Origin of the sequence: Defluviitalea phaphyphila (assembly GCF_001466305.1) — a bacterium.
GTDB classification, from domain to species: domain Bacteria; phylum Bacillota; class Clostridia; order Lachnospirales; family Defluviitaleaceae; genus Defluviitalea_A; species Defluviitalea_A phaphyphila.
Map to the genome: position 1 here is coordinate 97,966 of NZ_JWID01000004.1, position 17,758 is coordinate 115,723.

16 protein-coding genes are annotated in these 17,758 nt (G+C 25.5%); all 16 read right to left on the reverse strand.

What is annotated here, in order from left to right; all coding sequences use genetic code 11:
- Positions 1-235 precede the first annotated feature (235 nt).
- Positions 236-442: a hypothetical protein gene (locus tag OM90_RS13350; RefSeq protein ID WP_330381828.1), complete on the reverse strand. Its 207-nt coding sequence runs from the start codon at positions 440-442 to the stop codon at positions 236-238.
- Positions 443-570: 128 nt separating this feature from the next.
- The gene (locus OM90_RS13355; RefSeq protein WP_330381836.1) at positions 571-1,101 is read right to left on the reverse strand and encodes a Gfo/Idh/MocA family oxidoreductase; all 531 of its coding nucleotides are present in this window, start codon (positions 1,099-1,101) and stop codon (positions 571-573) included.
- A 30-nt stretch (positions 1,102-1,131) separates the two neighbouring features.
- On the reverse strand, positions 1,132-1,305 hold the full coding sequence (locus OM90_RS13360; protein WP_330381829.1) for an adenylyltransferase/cytidyltransferase family protein: 174 nt from the start codon (positions 1,303-1,305) through the stop codon (positions 1,132-1,134).
- 847 nt (positions 1,306-2,152) lie between these two features.
- Positions 2,153-2,767, reverse strand: coding sequence for an Rpn family recombination-promoting nuclease/putative transposase (locus OM90_RS04315; protein WP_084757961.1), 615 nt, complete (start codon positions 2,765-2,767; stop codon positions 2,153-2,155).
- Between the two features lie 328 nt (positions 2,768-3,095).
- Positions 3,096-3,416 carry a nucleotidyltransferase domain-containing protein gene (locus OM90_RS04320; RefSeq protein WP_058485673.1) on the reverse strand — a complete coding sequence of 107 codons (321 nt, stop codon included), beginning with the start codon at positions 3,414-3,416 and terminating at the stop codon, positions 3,096-3,098.
- Between the two features lie 2 nt (positions 3,417-3,418).
- On the reverse strand, positions 3,419-3,727 hold the full coding sequence (locus tag OM90_RS04325; protein ID WP_278335776.1) for an HI0074 family nucleotidyltransferase substrate-binding subunit: 309 nt from the start codon (positions 3,725-3,727) through the stop codon (positions 3,419-3,421).
- Positions 3,700-4,638 (reverse strand): hypothetical protein, encoded by a 939-nt coding sequence (locus tag OM90_RS04330; RefSeq protein ID WP_160323637.1) that lies wholly within the window; start codon positions 4,636-4,638, stop codon positions 3,700-3,702. The genes OM90_RS04325 and OM90_RS04330 overlap by 28 nt, the downstream gene beginning before the upstream one ends.
- A 266-nt stretch (positions 4,639-4,904) precedes the next feature.
- The gene (locus tag OM90_RS04335) at positions 4,905-5,642 is read right to left on the reverse strand and encodes an ABC transporter ATP-binding protein (protein WP_058485675.1); all 738 of its coding nucleotides are present in this window, start codon (positions 5,640-5,642) and stop codon (positions 4,905-4,907) included.
- A gap of 265 nt (positions 5,643-5,907) precedes the next feature.
- Positions 5,908-6,309 carry a glycerol-3-phosphate cytidylyltransferase gene (gene tagD, locus OM90_RS04340; RefSeq protein WP_058485676.1) on the reverse strand — a complete coding sequence of 134 codons (402 nt, stop codon included), beginning with the start codon at positions 6,307-6,309 and terminating at the stop codon, positions 5,908-5,910.
- Between the two features lie 101 nt (positions 6,310-6,410).
- A complete protein-coding gene (locus OM90_RS04345) occupies positions 6,411-7,598 on the reverse strand; it encodes a CAP-associated domain-containing protein (protein WP_058485677.1) in 1,188 nt (395 codons plus the stop codon).
- A gap of 47 nt (positions 7,599-7,645) precedes the next feature.
- Positions 7,646-8,809 carry a tetratricopeptide repeat protein gene (locus tag OM90_RS04350; protein WP_058485678.1) on the reverse strand — a complete coding sequence of 388 codons (1,164 nt, stop codon included), beginning with the start codon at positions 8,807-8,809 and terminating at the stop codon, positions 7,646-7,648.
- Between the two features lie 11 nt (positions 8,810-8,820).
- A complete protein-coding gene (locus OM90_RS04355; RefSeq protein ID WP_058485679.1) occupies positions 8,821-10,896 on the reverse strand; it encodes an Hsp70 family protein in 2,076 nt (691 codons plus the stop codon).
- Positions 10,893-12,533, reverse strand: coding sequence for a DUF5716 family protein (locus OM90_RS04360; RefSeq protein WP_058485680.1), 1,641 nt, complete (start codon positions 12,531-12,533; stop codon positions 10,893-10,895). Before OM90_RS04360 ends, OM90_RS04355 begins: the two co-directional genes overlap by 4 nt.
- A gap of 39 nt (positions 12,534-12,572) precedes the next feature.
- Positions 12,573-14,144 carry a DUF5716 family protein gene (locus tag OM90_RS04365; protein ID WP_058485681.1) on the reverse strand — a complete coding sequence of 524 codons (1,572 nt, stop codon included), beginning with the start codon at positions 14,142-14,144 and terminating at the stop codon, positions 12,573-12,575.
- Positions 14,145-14,160: 16 nt separating this feature from the next.
- Entirely contained in the window at positions 14,161-16,053 is a 1,893-nt protein-coding gene (grpE, locus tag OM90_RS04370) for a nucleotide exchange factor GrpE (RefSeq protein WP_058485682.1), read from the reverse strand.
- Between the two features lie 17 nt (positions 16,054-16,070).
- Positions 16,071-17,750, reverse strand: a complete 1,680-nt coding sequence (locus OM90_RS04375; protein ID WP_058485683.1) for an Hsp70 family protein — start codon at positions 17,748-17,750, stop codon at positions 16,071-16,073.
- Positions 17,751-17,758: the final 8 nt, after the last annotated feature.

Genomic DNA, 17,758 nt, shown 5'->3' on the forward strand with positions numbered 1-17,758 from the left:
TATTTATAATTGCAATAGATTCTGAAGATGTTAATTTGTATGTTTGAATTTTGCATTGATTTATCATTGAAACAAATTCTGCTAGTTCATATCGTAATCCTTCACCATCAAACTTATAGTAATATTTTTTATTATCACTAAAATTTTCAAATCTTACTTCAAAATAATCTGTTTTCCACCAAGGAGAAGGTACGTATATATATCCCTTAGTTCCTGATATAATTAAATCTCCTTCTTATTTCACACCTAATCCTACTTTAGCTGTAGCAATAGCATCTCTATACTTTAAATTAACTTTTGTAAAAATGTCTACCTTTTTTTCAATATCATAATAAGAATAAAACTTAACTTTTTCTATATTTTTACCTAATAATTTGATGATAGCCAATAATGGATACGACCCTAACTCAGTCATACTTCCAACACCTGCTTTTACATCCAACTCACGAATATTTCCTTTTACTAATTTAGTAAATGTAGCATCAATATTTTTTATTTCTCCTATTAATCCACTTTTCGCAATACCTAATAATCTTAAAAATCCAGGAGAATACGCAGTTTTTATAGCTTCTAAAAGAACACATTTTTTTCTTTTGCTAACGCATATAACTCATGAGCTTGTTCAACTGATAAAACAATAGGCTTTTCACATAAAACATGTTTATCTTTAATAAGAGCTTTTTTAATATATTCATAATGAGTCAAATGTGGAGATGCAATATAAACTGCATCTACTCTATCAAGAAGTTCATTGTAACTTGATGTAAAAAAAGCTAATTCATATTTTTTAACAAATTGTTCAAGTGAAGTTTGATTAGGTCCAAATACTCCCTCAACATTTATCCCACTAACAAATCTAGACTCTGGAACAAATCTATTAGCAATCCTTCCATAACCTACAATTCCTAATTTTATAATACCATTTTTCTTTTCTCTTAGTTGTGTACTTGATATACCTTTTGTTCTTTCTAGATAAACAACTTTACAATATTTATTTAAATAATCAAATTTCCCCTTCCAATCAGAACCTATTGCAAAAATATCTATATTGTATTTAAGTATATCATCTATTTTCTGACCTTCATATTCTTCAATGATTATTTCATCAGCTAATCCACTCTTTTTAACATTTTAAATACGCTGAATTAAGCTTTCCTGAACATTTAATTTACCTCGACTTTTATCATAATTTTCAGTAGTTACGCCTACAATTAAATAATCCCCCAACTCTTTAGCACGTTTTAGTAATTGATAATGACCTTCATGAAATAAATCAAATGTGCCATACGTTATAACTTTTTTCATTTTTACTTCCTCCTAAACTTATAAAAGATAACCCTTTTATAAGATTTGTAAAAAGTTACAAAGGATTTTTGAAAAATTCACATCTAAAAATAACTTTAAGAAAGTAAGTAGACCTAAAAAATATTCTGATAACCTTTAATTTTACTACTATTAACATATATGATAATAATTGTAAAGATTTAATAAACAAACTAGAAGATTATGATATTTTTATATTATTAGGTGATACTGCTTAATATAGTATTAAATTATTTAAATTTTGTGATAAACTGACTATTAATTTATTAACTGATATAAATATTAGAAAAGGGAAATCTTTAAATTCTATAAAAAATGAATATAAAAAAATAATATATTATTTCTAAAATCTCCTATTGAAGAAAAAATATATAAAAAACGAATTACAATTGAAAAATTATTTGCAGTATTAAAACAATGTTACAATTTAGAAAAACCTTAAGCTCTATGATTTTAACAGATATAAATCTCATATCATGTAGACATTATTAGTATATTTAATTGAAAAATTAATTGATAAAGAAAAAGAGATAGACAGTCTTAAATCCCCTTGGAATAAAAAATTATTAAATTCCTTAATCTATTAATAAAATAATTATTCAACAACCTAACTTTACCAATTAATTGTTACTTTAATACACTATAATTTTTAAATCAATATTTTCCTTTCCCTAAAATCAACATTTACTGCAATATGAAATAAATATATTAAAAATCATTTGTTCATACTATGAACATCACTTGTATTTTACCCTTCTATATTTTTAATGTCAACATTTTTCTATGATTTTTTCATAAAAAAGCAATGAGCCCACGCTCATTGCTTTTTTTATTTCTTTATTTCTTTGACTATTTTTTCTACCTCTTCTTTTGTTAACTGTGTTATATCTATAATAGTATCTATATCCTGTCCTTTTATAAGTAACCTTTTCACTATCATATATTTTTCTTCTTTAATGCCTTTTTGAATTTCTTGTTGCTTATTTTCTACAATTTTTTTAATTTTTTCTTCTTTTTCTTTTTTCCCTGCATCTTTTAAAAAAGTTATCCATTCTTCTAAATCTGTCATACTTTCTATATTTTTTTCTGAATTAAATTTAGACAACTCTATATAATTAATTTCTAAATCATCTAAAAGTTCAAAACCTTCTTCTACTTCTTTTATCTTAAACTTTGTATGATATCTTTTTGTTTCATTAATTAATTCAAAGTCTAATATATTTATTACTATACATTTTTTAAGTTTATAATATGCATCCCCTTCTTTAATAGTATCTTTATACATCGTACTCCAATAATATATACTTCTTTTCCTATAATTATCTACATTATTTATTTGCATTTCTATATCTATTAATTCGCCTTTTTGATTTTTTATCTTTATATCTAATATAGATAATTTATCCTTATCATACTCTTTATCATTAAACGGATTTAAACAAATATTTTTTTAAATGCAAAATCTACTGTTGGTCTTATTAGTATTTTTTCTTGGGCCATTATATCTCTCCTTATGTAGTTTTATTATATCATATTTATCATAATATCGTCTTTAAATTAAACTTTTTATTTTAATAATTTATCCTAATAAATGTTTTTCTATAGCTTTTTTAGAGCTTCTATCATTAATTTCATTTTACATTTCTTCACCTTCTTATATATTTGTTATAAGTATTGTCATTTAGGTATATTTTTAAACATATGTTCGTATATTTTTTAAAATTATTAAATTTACTTACTAAAAAAAACCAGTGGTCATACCTCACTGGTTTTTAGTTTTTTATTTTTTCTCTTCGCTTATAAATACATTTTCCTACACTATCAATATGTTTTATTAATTCTTGATTAGAAATATCGTTATAATTAATTACATCAAAAAAATATGGTAGAGGATATTCTTCATTTAAATCATCACTTAATTTTCTTATTATTTTCCTATCTATATTTTCTCCTACTATAGCAAGATCAACATCTGAACCCTTTTTATAATTTCCCATAGCTCTACTACCAAATAATATAACTTTTTTTATTTCTTTATATTTACTGATAGCTTCAAAAATATATTTAAAATCTCTATCTAACAATCCATACATTTTTACAACTCCTTAATTAATTTATCATATAATTTTTCTATCTCTGGATAATAAATTTGAACAATATCTTTAACTATTTTTTCAGCTAATTTTTCGTCATAAGTATGAACTGTCAAATTTCTATCTGAAAGCGCATCAATCCAAATGTGACCATTATCAATTAACCCTATTTGATAAGCTTGTTTAATAGTTTTTCTAGGACTTTTTACAATAAATTCTTGAGCTTCAAGATAATCTTTCATTAACTTCCAAGACAGTTCAAAGGAATTTTTAAAAATATGTTTTAATAGTAAAATAATACAATAACACAAGTATATATCATACTTTTTAGTACTGTTATAACTTTATTATATTTAGGCAATTTTATATGTAATTTATTTACTATTAATATAATTATCGCAAATATTATTGTACTTAAAATATATTTTAATATTGAAACTTGTTTAATAAGGGTAAAAATTAAAAAATATATGCTAATAAACACTATAGATATACTAGAAGTTTTATATAAAATTTCATTTTCTGAAAATGGAAGAATTAATCCGCATTTTTGTTTATTAATAATTGATAATAAATTCTCAGTGGATAGCTGTATTATATTAGTAACTAAAGCTACTTGTAACATTAAAGAAATAAAAAAATTATAACTATGTAATATTATTGAGGATAAAAAGATTACTCCATTTATTAAATGAAATATTTTTGGCTTTCTAAATAATTCAACTAAGCCCTTTGCAATTATTACCCAAGAGCCTTTTGCTTTAAAGTTTGATAAATTTATTTTATACTCCACAGTTTTACTATTTTCCATTATAAATGAAAGCATCTCTGCAGTATCTTTTCTAAATGCAATACTGGAAGATTTATATATATACGATGAATGTTCTAGAAATTTTCCCCAGTCAATATCTATCTTTAAAAACCATTTAATGCAAATAATCAAAGGTATAAAACTTAAAATTAATTTTAATATATATTGTTGAAACAAAGAAATGCTAGCTAATATATATACTCCAAATATACTTATAATATTTTTGCTATTATTGTAATTAATCCAAGATAAGATTGCAGCAGATAAATTAAAAAATAAAATATTGATATATCCAATTGGTTCTATATTTCCATCTATTAATTGGCTATTTAATAATATATAAATAATAAGAGAAAAAATAGCCACTTTAAATACAGTTAAAATATATTTGCCATAAATTACTTTTTTCATTCTATCTGTATAAAAACATGTATATATAATTGGAGGTTTGATAAAAAAAATGGGAAGCTTTTTAAATATAATTATTAAATCCATAGCTATAAATATTAAATATATATATATTGGGTTAATAATTATTTTATTAAATTTTAATTGTTCAATTAAAAAGGAAGCTGAAATAATAAAAAAGAATATAAAACTAAAAACTATTAAAAAATAATTTTTTATATATAAAATTATCCTTCTCCAACTTTCTTTTAAAAATAGTTTTATCATTTTCATTTATCCCTCATATAATCCTTTTCTAATAATTTTAAGTATATATTTTCTACTGTATAATCTTTTTTATCTACTAAATCCATACTATCAAATAATTTTTCTTTTGATGCTTCTTTTAATACCTTCCCATTATTGAGTATTACATACTTATCGCAAAAAGTCTGTGCCAAATCTAACAGATGAGTTGATACTAATACTATTTTCCCCATTTTCTTTTGCTTAAGCAAAATATTCTTAAATATTTTTACTAAAACTGGATCCAAACCATCAAAAGGTTCATCAGCTATTAAAATATCAAAATCTTTTAATAAAGCAAAAGCAATCATTAATTTTTTCTTATTTCCTTTTGATAATTTATCTGGGAAAAATGATAAATATTCTTGTAATTGTAATTCTTCTATAATAGGGGATATTTCACTATAATCCTTTTTATAAGCTGAACATATAAATTGTAAATTTTCTAAAACAGTAAGCTGTTCAAAATACACTGGAGCATCTGGTATATAAGATATTTTATAATTTTCGTTTTTAATTTTATTAATGTCAATATCATCAATATAAATATTTCCCTCATCAAAATTTGTAAGTTTAGTCAAACATTTTATTATGGTTGTCTTTCCTGCACCATTTGAGCCGATAAGTGCAGTAATTTCTCCTGAATTAAGTTGAAAACTAACATTTTTTAAAGCTTTTACTGTTTCGTATGTTTTGGATACGTTAATAACACTTATATTCATATAGTTCTAACTCCTTTATATACAATAAAAACTCTCTTTTATATCTTTACAATTTACACATTTATAAATTTAAAATTTTCAGTATTTTACTCCCATATTCTCATTGTATTTCCTTTGTATTTTTATGTCAATTAAATAAACTAAAAACTAATAATGGAGTGGAATTAAAAATACCACTCCAACTATTTACAAAGAGCCCAAAAAGACAAATTTTTTATTTTTTTGAACTTTGATATTAATTAACTTTATTTTAAATAATTTTTTATTATATAAATTCATATTTCAAGTTTAAATCTTTTTTTATTTTAGTTGTCGATATTTCTGGAGTTCTAGTTAAATAAATTACTTCACAATAATCTTTTAAAAAATCAAACTTTCCTTTCCAATCATCTCCCATAACAAAAATATCTATATTAAAATTTTTTATATCATCAATCTTTTGTTCCCAACTATTTTCTGGTATAACTAAATCTACATATCTAATTGATTCAAGTATTTTTTTTCTTTCTTCATAAGAGAAATAACATTGTTTGCCTTTAATTTTATTAAATTCATTAGTTGATAAACCAACTATTAAGTAATCTCCATATTGCTTAGCTCTCCTTAAAAGATTTATATGTCCATAATGTAATAAATCAAAAGTTCCATATGTAATAACTCTTTTCATTTATTCCCCTCCAATATTTCAGTCAATATCATTTTAATAAAATTTTACAGCTATAAACTTTCTTTTATTTTAAAATTCTTATAATGATTAATAATTCTATATCAATTCATAGGTGTATAAAAATTCTGTGTATAATATATTTTATATTCGCCACCAAAGGCTACTCCTGTTCCTAATCTTTCAAAATCCCCTAAAATATTTTTTCTATGACCTTCGGAATTCATCCATCCTTCATGAGCATAAATAGCACTAGTTTGTCCTGCAGCTATATTTTCTCCTGCCATCATGTATATAATTCCTTGGTCTTTCATTCTATCAAAGGGACTTTCACCATCTAAGTTTGTATGATTAAAAAAATTATTTTCTGCCATATCTTGGCTATGGAGTCTACTTGATTTTGCTGCCTTTTCATCCCATGTATATGGGTTTAATCCATTTCTCGCTCTTATAGCATTAGCAAGGTCAAATATTTGTTTTTCATAAGCTTCTATTAGTTCTTCGCTTTCTTCTCCATAAAAACTTTTTAATGATAATTCTGTATCTTTATCTATGATGAGAATTGATGTTACTGTTTGGTTATTATAGATATCATAAAAAATATTTACATAAGAATTATCTATAAGAAAAGTATTAACTTCACTTTTATCAGCACTAATATAATATCTGGTATTTCCCTTTAAAATATAAGAAAGAGGAGTTCCGTAAGCTTTTTGTACTTCTAAACTAGTAGACCCTAATTTTATTCCTTTCTTAGATTCCCAGTTAGCAGAATTAGTATATAAACCAACTACTTTACCATCTTTTATTCCTACCTGTACATAATTCGTATAATCTTCATTATATATATACCATGTAAAACCATATTCTGAAGCATCTAATCTATTTGGATTTCCTAATTCCTGAATTACTTTTTCTTCACTATCTCCTATAGATATATTGTATATACTAAATTCTGCTTCACTAACCTTAGATGTATCGTTATTATTTGTAATTTCTTTTTTTATTTCTGGTTCATTACCTTCACTATATATGTAAATTGAACTGCTTTCTTTATCATAAAGAACTTTTTTTCCTAAAGTTTCAGCAACACTTCTTACAGGAAGATAAGTTGTCCCATTATAAATCATAGGACTTTTTGTAAAATTTGCTTTTGTCCCTTCTACATAAATAGGAATATTACTAAAAGCTACTTGTATATTTTTTAAAACATCTGCTGCTTTTATAGTAGGACTATTAAAGATAATAGCTGATATGCTAAAACCTAAAACAAAATACTTAACTTTTTTCATTATTTTCCCCCTTACACTTATACAAATAATTATAACATATAAAATATTTACATGGAACCTCTACGATATCGATGAATCCATTTTTTTATTAATTGTTTTATGGAAAATTTATATTCTTTTTTATTTCCTTCTTCTTTTTGAATTTTTGCTAATTCAAGCTTTGCCTCATCATTTTCATCATCTATCCTAAAGGCTTTGTATATTGCTTCATAAGCTTTTTCAAAATTTTTATCTTTTCTATAAAACCTAGCTAAAGCAATCCATGCATATATGTACTTTGGGTTTTTTTCAATACTTTTTTTAATATATTCAAAAATTAAATTTTTCTTTTCTAATATTTCATAAAGTTTTGCATATTCTAACCAAAATACTTCGTTTCTAGAAGACGCAGGAATTTTATCTAAACATTCTTTTGCTTTATCATATTCTTTTTTTCTTACATAAAATTTTGCTAAACTAATATAGCTTTTAAAATCGTCACCTTTATCTATAGCTCTTTTATAAGATTCCACTGCTTCTTCTTCCATACCTTTATGATTATATAATTCTCCATAATAATACCAAATGGTTTTTGAATCTTCTATCATAGCTGCTTGATTTAAATATCTTCCTGCTTCTTCATAATTTTTTCTAAGCATATTTACTTCTACAAGATTTAAAAGAATTGGTATGTAATTTGGTTTTTTTTCATTAGCTTTAGTAAAAAAATATGTAGCATCTTCATATAAACCTAATCTCATAAAAGCAACGCCCATATTATTATATATTTTTTCGTTTTCATCAAAAACTATGGCTTTTTTATACCATTTTAAGGCTTCTTCTGGTTTATTTTGCTTCATAAAATAATCTGCTTTTTCTTTGCATTTTTCCCATTCTGCTTTATTTTCCCATTTAAATATTTCTTTTCTAAGTAACTCTAATTCTGATTCATAAAAATAGTCAATAAGTTTAAGAAAATTTATATACTGATCTGTTATAGAAGAATATTGGTCTTTTATTTTTACAATTTGTCCACTTATAGATATAAGCCCTAACTCGTTTTTAATCCAATCTTCTAATTTACCCATTATAAAATCATCTATAGATTCTCTCCAATAATGATAACAATGATAATATAATTCTTCTAAGGAATATACCTTTATTTTTGTAATGTAAAAATAGTATGGCCTCTCCACTTTTTCTGGAGAGACACTTAATATTAATGAGGACATAGTTTCACCTCTTATAATCGAACTAATTCTGCAATTCTTAAAGCAATGTTATCTAATATATCTGTAAATTTTTCTTGTAAATCATAATATTTTCCGTCTGGTTTTGTTAAAGGGTCATAGCTTTCTATACTTGTTTTATCTTTTCTTGCTACAACGTAAGTTGTAATATTATTTTCCCTTAACATAGCTGATATTTCAGCTACATATTTACCACTTTCTGTAGGAACATGAGGAGGAGCATCTGTAATGAGTATAAATATATTTTTACCCTTTTTATCTACTTTAGAAGTTTTAAGTAATTCTATACCTGTTTCTATAGCATCTAAAGATGATTCAGGAATATCTCCTCCATAGGTTCTTGGAATATTTTTAACTTGTCTTTGAAACTTTTCTACTTCATTAGTAAAGTTATATACACTAGGTTTTTCTCTTTCTCTTAAATCTCCAAAACCAATAAGTCCTAATTGGAATCCTATTCCTTTACTTTTTAATATATTAGAAAATTCTATAGCTCTATTTTTTACCCCATTAATATAACTATCCATACTTCCTGTTGTATCTATTATAAATACTATATTCATATTTTCAGTTTTTTTAGCTGCGTCTTTTTTGGGAGGAGGTAAAACTTTAGTTCTATCAAATTCTGCTCTTTCTGTTTTCCCTGTAGATAAATCTTTTACAAATACCTCAAATAGATTATTTTTATCTAAAGCATAGGTTATTTCTAATTGAGTAGTGCCAGATAATCCTTCTAGCATAACACTTCCTATATATTTCCTATCTTCTTCATGGTCTTGCTCCCATTGATATACGTCTACTTGTACAGAAGAAGCTCCTGACATACTAGCAAAATTATTATCTGATATTTTGATTGGTATAGGACTTCCCATAGGTATAATTGGAATTAATTTCTTTTCCATAGTTCCAAGATTAACCACTGCTTCTGTTCCAAAAATTTGACGAGTAATTTGTCCTACTTTTACATTGCTATTTGGCAGATGAATAAGATAGTTATAAATAGCTGCACCCATAGCTACACTTTTAGCAGGGTCAGTTGCACGATAAGGCTCTTTTATATATCCTGCCACCATACGTTTTACCATGGGAATAAGGGTTGAACCACCTACTAAAATAACCTTTGATATTTCATCTGGTTCTTTTCCTGCTCTTTTTAAGGCTTCTTCTATTATTTCACGGCTTCTATCTATATATTTTCTAATAAGTGCTTCAAAATCTTCTCTTTTTAATTCCATTACTAAATTTTTAGGTACTCCTTCATAAATTAATAAAGGATGAATTCTAATAGCTACCTTATTAGTTCCAGAAAGTTTCTTTTTTGCTTGTTCTGCTTCTTGTTTTAATTTTTGGAGTACTCTCTTTTTTTCTGTTGTTTCTAAATTATCCAAATTTATTCCTGTTTCTTTATAAAACTGTTCTTTCATAAGTTTTATTAATTCGCTATCAAAATCATCTCCTCCAAGATTCATATCTCCTACATCAGATAGTTCTTGGAATATTTCTTGTCCATTTTCATCTTGGGATACTTTTAGCACACAAGCGTCAAAGGTTCCACCACCCAAGTCATATACTAACAGGGTTTGAGCATATCCTTGACGATATCCATACTCTATAGCAGCTGCTAAAGGTTCTGATAAAAGATGAACATTTTTAAATCCTGCTAATTCTCCTGCTTTTTTAGTTGCGAATATTTGTCTATCATTAAAATAAGCTGGATGGGTTATTACTACTTCATCAAAAATTTCTCCTGCTTGATTTTCTGCAGATTTTTTTATTTTTTTTAGAATTTCTGAGCTTATTTCCTCTGGTGTCTTTTCCATATTCCCTATTTTTATTTTTTCAGTTTTTCCCATAAGTCTTTTAACTGAAATTATTGTTGTTTCAGGATATATAATAGCTCCTGCTTTAGCTTCACTTCCTACTATTACTCCTTCTTCTCCATAATTTACAACAGAAGGAAGTACTTCATCTACTCCATCTATTTTTACTACTTGAGTAGTATCTGTTTTATCATCATATATAATCCCTACTGAATTAGTAGTTCCTAAGTCTATCCCTAGATAACTCATTTTTCTCCCTCCAATACTGTTTTATCAAATCTACTTGGATCAAAACTTGCTTTAAAACCACTAGGAGGATACATATCTCCAAATCCTAAATCTTCTACCATTCCTTTTACCAATCCTCCTTCTTCTTCTACTCCAAGGGTTACTTTTAACTTAGTTTTCCCTGAAGGTCTTTTAGGTAAACCCTGTATTTTAACTTCTCCTATTAACTTACAATTTTCTATGGTATCTTCTTTATCAATTCGTTCTAATATTTTTAATTCTAAAGTTGTCATATCTTCTGGATTCTTGCCACTTAAGATAAAAATATGACTTTTTTTAGCTAAGGAATAAGGTGTTCCTCTTCTAATCATTGTAAAAAAGGATTTTCTATTTCCATGATTTACTTCTAATCCTATATCGTGAGGGACTGTTACTTCAAATTCTACTTCCATTTTTTCTGATTGTAAATCAGGATGAGTTAAAAGCCCCATTTTCATAGCAGCATAATAAGTAGCTCCTAAGGAAATGTCTAAAGCTGGCCTTTCTGATACATATATTTTATTTTCATCATTAAAAATTCCTATTAACATATCTTTAACCCAAGGCATTTGAGAAGAGCCTCCTTCTAGAAGGACTCTATCTATATCATCCGGAAGTAGAGCACCTATATAAGCTTCTCTTAAAGACTTTAATACTAGTTTTCTAGTTTTTTCTATAAAATCATGGATTAAATCTTCAAATTGATCTCTATTTATCTGCTCTACAAATGGAGGAATGCAAAAAGTAAAAGGTATTCTAAAACTTTTTACCCCTGATAATCTTTCTTTTGTTTCCCTAGCCCTTATAGCAAGTTCTGCTTGATTTTCTAAAGTCATATCTTCCTTTTTTTGATTTATTTTATTTTCAATAAATTTATAACATTGTTCTAATATTACTTCATCAACATTGTCTCCACCATGATAAGCTTCTCCACCTTCACTAATTACTTGAAGTTTTATATGATAATCATCTTTTTCAACTACATGGAATAAAGTAATATCTAAAGTTCCTCCACCAAAATCAAATACCATAATTTTTTCATCTTCAGATAATTGATGTCTAAAGTTATATGCTAGAGCTGCTGCTTTAGGCTCTTCTATTAAACAAATTAATTTATCTTTTAATCCTGCTAATTCACAAGCTTTCATAGTAGCTTTTTTGGCAGCATCATCAAAATCATATGGAACCGATACAACACATCCAGCTATTTCTGCATTTGGATTCATATTTTCACAATGCTTTACTAATTCTTTTAATATCATAGCTGATATCTCTTCTGGTAAATATTCTTTATCTGCAATTTTTATTTTTTCATTAGTTCCCATTTTTCTTTTAATTGAACGAATAGTGGTATCTGGATATATTTTCATGGATCTATAGGCTTCTTCTCCTATAACCCATTCTCCTTCTCCCTCTTCTTCTTTTCTATATTGAACTACGGAAGGAAGTGGAATTTTACCAAATCCATTGCTTATATCTATTGCTTCTGGCTTTTTATTATTATTATCCCAATAACTTATAACAGAATTAGTAGTTCCTAAATCTATACCTAATATATACCATTCTTCTGGAACTTTTTTTGTTTCTTCTATTTCTTTTTTATATTCTTCCCAGTTCATTGAATCACTCCTTATATGTAAAAAACACTTAAAATATTTTTATACTGGAATAACAAATTTTTCTGAAAATCCTGAAGAAGGAAAAATTTCTCCAAAACCACAATCGCTTATAGTAGCTTCTATAGTATTATAATTCTTAAAGTTTATTAAAAATTTAAGACGTATTGTCCTAGAAGGTCTATGGGGTAAGTTTTTTAAAGTTATTGTATGAATTTCCTTTAAATCTCCTTTATCATTTCTTTTATAAAGGGGTATTTCTAATATATTATTTTCTTTTAAATTTAAAATAAATATTTTAGGTTTTGGAATCTCCCACCAAAATGTATTTTTTTCAATCAAAGGTATAAAACTATTTTCTTTTTTAAAAATTGCTTTAATCCCTATATCTATATTTAACTTTTGTTTATCTATTAGATGTATTTCTTTTTCTTTTATAATTCCTAAATAAGAAGCGGCCCCTATACAAGCTCCTAAAGATATAATTCCCTCTGTTTGTTTAGGATAAATAACTTCTATTCCCTCAAACTCTTTTTCAAATAATTCTTTTACCCAATTCATTTCAAATCCGCCACCAGCAACTATGACTTTATTAACTTCTTTTTTTGATATAGGACCATAAATAGTTTTATCTAAAAGATTGTTAATAAATTTTTTTATCTCTTTTTTAAAAGGAGATATTAACTTATTCATATCTTCTATAGATATAATTTTCTGGAAAGCAGGATAAGCAAAATTAAAATATAATTTTGTAGGATTTTTTTTATAATAATTTTGAAATAATAAATTTTTATTTTGATAAACAAAGGTTTCTATCTGATTTAATATATCCTCTGTAATATTATCCTTAAGAATTTTAGTTTCTTCACAATAAAAATTAATAAATAACTCTTTTAGTAGTTTATCTATATTATTTAATCCTAAAGTTTTATTAAATAAAAAAGATAAATTTTCCCCTTTAAAATTTGATTCATTTTGAGGTTTTATCTTAATTAATCCTCCTCTTATTTCCTCTCCACCATAATCAACATATAAGACCTTTTCTTCTTCTATTAAATTTTTTTCAAAATATAAATATCTTAATATACATTCTCTATAACTCATAAAAGTAATTAATGCTTTATCTAATCCTGCCATAAAAAATGCTCTTTTTAATTCTTCCTTTGCAGCGTCAGAAAAATAGTCTGGTATAGCAACTACAATTCCAACTACTTCTCCATTTGGATTTATATTTTTACACATTTCTATTATTTCTTTAATATATCTACTTAAAATACTAGGAATATTAATAGGTTTTCCATTAATATCAATAAGTTCTTTTGTTCCTAATTTTGATAATATATTATAAATAGTAATATCATTAAAATATCCCTTATTAAAAAAAGCATATTCTCCATAAACCCATTCTTTATTCTCTGGTATATATTGTATAACTGTTGGAATAGAAGGGCTACCATATCCACCACTCATATCAATTAATTCAGGGAGTTTTCTATTAACATTCCAAAAAGCTATTTTAGTTGATTTTGTCCCCATATCTATTCCTAATATAAATTTTGTTTCATCATTAAAATCTAAAGAAGATATTTCTTTTTTGAAAATTTTCCAACTCATTTATATTTCATCCTCACTATTTCCCTGCTATAACATTAGCTTTTAGCACTATTTGTTTATTGTATAAATATCCTCTATTCATTGTTTTTATAATTTCGCCTTTTTTAAATCCTTCTCTAATTTCTGCCATTAATACTTCATGTTCTTTCCCATTAAATTTTTCATGGGGAGTTGGATTAATAAACTCTATTTTATAAAACTTAAGCACTTCTTCTATAGATTCTGTTAAATTGTCTATATCTTTTACATATTCTAATACAATCTCTTCCTTTTCTTCTCTTAGTTTAGAAACAGAATAATGAAGTATTTCTTCATAAGTGCTTATCTCAAACAATAAATGTTCTTTTAAAAATTTAATAATATTTTTATCTACTTCTTGCTTTATTTTTTCATGTTGTTTAATTAACTTTTCATTAAAATCTTTAATCTCTTGTTCTAATAATTCATTTAAATAATTTGTTTCAGTTTCTGATAATCCTTTATTTATAAAATTCCCATGAGATTCTTCTATTAAATATGATTTTTTTACAAAAGTTTTCAGATCTTTTTTAATGTTATTTAAAAATCCCTCTATATGTTCCTTAAATAACTCTATGCTTTCTTTAAGACTTTCAATTTTTATATTTATTGTTTGAGAAATCCCTTCAATTATAGGACTATAATTAGTGTTTAACTGTAATTTTTCTTTATTATTATACTTTTTATCAAAATCTAAAAATAAATTTAATATTTTTTCAGACATCTCTATATTATTTTTTATCTGTTTAGTCACGTTATTTTCTATAAATTCTTTATTAATTTTATCCCAGTATTTTATTCCTTCTTTTTTAAAAACTTCCCATTTATCATTAAATTCTTCATATAATTCATAAAAATTTAATAATTTTTCATCATTTAAGCCTATTTTTTTTCTTACTTTAACATCATTAATATAGGCTTCCATCCCATTTTTATTAATATATTGTTGAAACTCTTCATAATTATATAATTTTATTTTACTAGATTGATTTTCTGCTTCTTTAAAGAAACTTTCTAACTCTTCTATTTCTTTTCCTAAATGCTGATAAGCTTCTCTTATTGTATGAAGTATTTTTTGTATAATCTCTTCTTCTGCACGTTTATAAGCTTCTTCTTTGATTTCCTCTTCTAAAGCATTAACCTGAATTTTAATAATAGCTTCTATATTTTCTTTTTCTTGCTTTATAGATTCATAATAAAAATTTGCAGCTTTCCTTAAATGAAAATCATTTAACTTTTCTATTCCTTTTTTAGACTTATCTATATAACATTTATATAATTCTTCTTTTACATCTTCAATTAATAAAGTATATATGTATTTTATAAATTTATAATAATCATCTTTATTTTTTGATATTTCTGTTATATTTTTTCTATTTTCTATAATAATTTTATTAATTTTTTTCTTTTCCCATCTGCTTTCAATATTATCTAATTCATCTAATATACTTATTTTTTGTTCTGTTATAAATTTATCTTTTTCTATTTTTATAGGATTTTCAACAGATTTGCCTTCACTTATTCCTTCATTTAATCTTTGATTTTCTCTAAATTGTTTTAATTGAGCTGCTAATACAATACATATCCCATCTAATATTTCTTTTGCTTTCCCCGTTTTGATATTTTTCTTGTTTTTATTAAATAAATCTATTGTTATCTGATAATATTTTGTTAATTCGTCAAAATACTCAAATATCTTTTCATCATATATAGAAAGCTTATTTTCTTCACTAAGATGATGAAGAATTTTAAGCATTACTTTCATCTTTAAATGAAAAAAACAATTTTTTATAGTTTCTCTACTAAATTTGTCAAAAGCCTGAAGGACGTTTCTCCAGGCTTTAATCAGTTCATTAGATTTTATCAAAAGAGGGGGGTAATCTTTTAACATATAAATCCTCCTTTTGCCTAATATAAATCATCCACAGATAATTCCGTCTCTACTCCATCTGTACTCATACTTTTAGCTGTTACTTTAAGCATATTATCTTGACTTATATTAAAAATTACTTTTACTTTTTCTTCTCCTTTTGCTTTAGGAGGAATTCCTCTTAAGCTTGTTCCTGCTAGTCTTTTCATTCCCTCTTCTGTTACATATTGAACTTTTCCTTTTTCTTTTGAAGGTTTTGTATTTTCATATACAACTATTGCCATACTAGTTACATTGTCAAAATTTGTCATAAGTAATTCTTCTGCTTCTACTACTAATCCTTCCTTTGGAATATCCATACCACTCTTTACGATTTCCATAAATCTTCTTCCTGATATCTCAAGTCCTAAAGGATGAATTGTTTTTTCTTGAACTACTGGTCCTTTTACAGTGGGCATCATAATCATATTACAATAATAAGCTGCTCCTCTTGAAATGCTTAATGCAGGGCTTATCTTGGATTTAAAAGGTTCTTTATTAAATTTTTCTGTTATTTTTTCTCTAATTCTCGGAATAGAAGATGAACCTCCAACTAAAAATATTTCATCTATTTCTTCTGCTTTTAAAGAAGCTGCTTTTAAGCATTCATCTATACACTCCATAGTTCTTTCAATTAAATCTTCTACGGATTTTCCTTCCATTTTTTTAAATACTTCATCTGAATCTCCTAAAGGATTAACTCTTTTGTGGTTTAAAAATGCTTCTCTTGTGATTTCCATATTAATATTTATAATTTTAGGTTCTTGTATAAATGGAGCTAAGACAACCTTTGTCGATTTAGCTGAGGAAAGTCTTTCCTTTGCTTGATTAGCTACCTGTGCTAATCTTACTAAAGCTGTTTTTTTCTGTCTTTTTGAAACTCCATCATCCACATTAAAATCAAATAAATCAATTTCTTCATTGGTCATTTTTTTAAATTCTTCATAAATCATATCCATAATAATTTTATCTATATCGTTTCCACCTAAATAGTTATCCCCATAAGTACTTAAAATAGAAATCTTAGGTTCATCATCTTCTGTAAGTTTTATATCTAATATACAAGCATCAAAAGTTCCTCCACCAAAATCATAAACTAATACTTTTTTATTTTTTCTTTCATTTACTGCATAGGAAATAGCTGCTGCAGCTGGCTCTAATCTAAGATATATATTATCTTCATCAAATCCTGCTAGTTTTGCAGCTTCTTTTGTCATTTTCTTTTGTTTATCTGTAGAATTAGCTGGTACTGTTATTACACATCCTGAAAATTCCCCAGCTATATTTAATTCTTCTTGAACATATTCATCTGCCTTTTGCTTTAAATATCCTAAGATTTCTCCCGCAATTTGTTCTGGAGTAAATTCATATTCCTTATCATCAACTGAAATTTTTATTTTTTCATCTCCTCCAAGAAAACGTTTTACAGATAAAACTGTACTTTGAGGATAAATTATAGCAGCTTCTTTTGCTTGTATTCCAAAAATTCTAGATAATTTATCAGGGTCTTCGGGGTCTGTTTCAAACTGTATAGCAGTAGGAAAAATATTACTTCCATCAATAGGAATAGTATGTACTTCTCCTTCTTTAAAATCATACACGCTAACAACGGAATTAGTTGTCCCAAAATCAATTCCTAAAAATAAACCTCTTTCCACATCTAATCCTAAAGTTCCCACAAATATTC